Consider the following 1918-nt stretch of genomic DNA (forward strand, 5'->3'; position numbering starts at 1 on the left):
CGATCTCTCGAGCCGGGCGACCTGATCCGCGGCCGGCGCCACGCGGGCGACGGTGTCGCACGGCAGGAGGCGCAGCGTGAGCTTGTTCGACGCGTGCAGGACGACGGCCTCGTCGACTGCGAGGCCCAGGGAGGCGGCGATCGCCGTGGCCGCCGCCGTCGCGCGTCGGCGGTCGTGCTCGTCCACGGTGCTCCTCCTCCCGGGCGCGGCGCGTCGTCGGGTCAGGCCTGCGGCTCGCGTCCCGGCGGCTGGCTCGGCGGGGTCGGTTCGGCGACGGGGACCAGCGGGCGCGTGACGGTCGGCGCGTCGGCGCTGACCGTGACCTCCTCGTCGATGCCGTCGGTGACGTGCCGCAGTGTCACACGCGCGCCGTCGACCAGGCGGTAGGTCACCTCGTCGCGACGGGCGTCGACCTCGAGCCGCGAGCCGTCCACCTGGACGCGGAACAGCAGCCGTGACAGGTGCGGCGGGAGCCGCGGCGCGAGGCGCACGCGGTCGTGGTCGAGGCGCAGGCCGCCGAAGCCGTGCACGAGCGCGTTCCACGCGCCGGCCATCGACGCGACGTGCACGCCGTCCTGCGTCTCGCGCCGCAGGTCGCGCACGTCGATGAGCGCGCACTCGCGCGTGTAGGCGTGCGCGAGCGTGAGGTGCCCGAGCTCGGCGGCGACGACGGCCTGGACGCTCGCGGACAGCGACGAGTCGCGCACGGTGAGCGGCTCGTAGTACGCGAAGTCGCGGCGCTTCTGCTCCACGGAGAACCGCTCGTGGTCGACCGCGAGCGCCACGACGAGGTCGGCCTGCTTGACGAGCTGGTGCCGGTAGAGCTCGGTGTAGTGCACGTGCGACTCGAACGGCGTCCACCCGTCGGGGCTGCGCGACCAGTCCCACCGCGGGTGCCGCGTGAAGCCGGCGGACTGCTCGGTGACGCCGAGGTCCTCGGCGTACGGGATGACGACGGACTCCGCGGCGGCGGACCACCGGGTGCGCTCGTCGTCGTCGACGCCGAGGCGGCGGGCCTCGTCGGGCAGCCGGCCCGTGACGCGCGCGGCGGCGGTGAGGGCGCGCGCGACCATGACGTTGGTGAACGTGTTGTCGTCGACGACGGCCGTGTACTCGTCGGGCCCGGTGACGCCGTGCACGTGGAACCGGCCGTCGTCGGCGACGTGACCGCGCGCCATCCAGAACCGCGCGCCGTGCACGAGCAGGTCGACGACGACCTCGCGCTCGAGCGCGTCGTCGCCCGTGGCCGCGACGTGCCGGACGGCGGCCTCGGCGATGTCGGCGGTGACGTGCACGGCCGCGGTGCTCGCGGGCCAGTAGCCCGAGCACTCGGCGCCGGAGATGGTGCGCCACGGGAACGCGGCGCCCGGCAGCCCGAGGACGCGGGCCCGTTCGCGCGCCTCCGGGAGGGTCGCGTGCCGCCAGCGCAGGTGCGCGGCCGCCGCCGACGGGACGAGGTGGTCGAGCACGGGCATGACGAAGCCCTCGGCGTCCCAGAAGGTATGCCCCTCGTAGCCGGTGCCCGTGAGGCCCTTGGCGCGCAGGCCGGTCCCCTCGATGCACGCGGCCGCCTGCACGGTGTGCAGCACCGCGAGCCGGACGGCCTGCTGGAGCTCGTCGTCGCCCTCGACGACCACGTCGCCCCGGTCCCACACCTCGTCGAGGTAGGCGCGCTGCTCGGCCTCGAGCGCGTCGTGCCCCGCGTCCGCTGCGGCGTCCAGGACGTCGCGCGCGTCCGCGAGCAGCTGCTCGACGGGTCGGCGTCCGCACACGTAGGCGGCGTGCGTCGTGACGCGCACCCACCCGCCGTCGTCGAGGTCGGCCTCGAGCCATCGGCCGTGCGGGCCGTCGGCCCACGCCGGCGCGACGCCCGGCGACGACGAGGTGTCGTGCCGGGTCGCGAGCACGACACCGACCC

Annotated in this window: 1 protein-coding gene and 1 pseudogene; both read right to left on the bottom strand. The window is 75.7% G+C overall.

From position 1 onward, the window contains the following. Positions 1 to 186, bottom strand: a pseudogene (locus tag HGA02_RS17900) (aminoglycoside phosphotransferase family protein); the annotation flags it as partial. A gap of 35 nt (positions 187 to 221) precedes the next feature. Further along, on the bottom strand, positions 222 to 1918 hold a 1697-nt coding region (locus tag HGA02_RS17905; protein WP_168680608.1), incomplete at its 5' end, for a glycoside hydrolase family 65 protein.

Origin of the sequence: Cellulomonas septica (assembly GCF_012396155.1) — a bacterium.
Taxonomy (GTDB): Bacteria; Actinomycetota; Actinomycetes; order Actinomycetales; family Cellulomonadaceae; genus Cellulomonas; species Cellulomonas septica.